General features: G+C 53.4%; 1 pseudogene. It reads right to left on the bottom strand.

Annotated features, from left to right (window positions below):
* Window positions 1-225: pseudogene (locus PGX78_RS06135) on the bottom strand (putative hydroxymethylpyrimidine transporter CytX); the annotation flags it as partial.
* Window positions 226-281 lie beyond the last annotated feature (56 nt).

The following is a 281-nucleotide window of genomic DNA, read 5'->3' as shown; positions in this document are numbered from 1 at the left end:
ACTGCCGAAAGCCATCCCTACGGTTTCCATGGACCCCACACCGGTCCTGGCTCCGATCAGTCCGGCTGCAAACATAACGGCGCCGCCGATTAAATGGCCGATTAATATAGCCGTCGCCCCTTCGATAAAACCCAAGGGTGCTACGAGCATGCCTGTCAAAATTTCGGCAATGGAAATACCGGCCCCGAACCATAACAGCCCGTTACTTACTACTGAAGTTTTCATACACACAACCCCTCTCTTCAAGGGGTGCAAAAAACGGCCGCCTGAAAGACGACCGT

It is taken from the genome of Megasphaera sp. AF13-6AC (genome assembly GCF_027685385.1).
GTDB lineage: Bacteria > Bacillota > Negativicutes > Veillonellales > Megasphaeraceae > Megasphaera > Megasphaera micronuciformis.
Note: the sequence above shows the minus strand (reverse complement) of the source record. Positions and strands in the feature narration are given on the sequence as shown.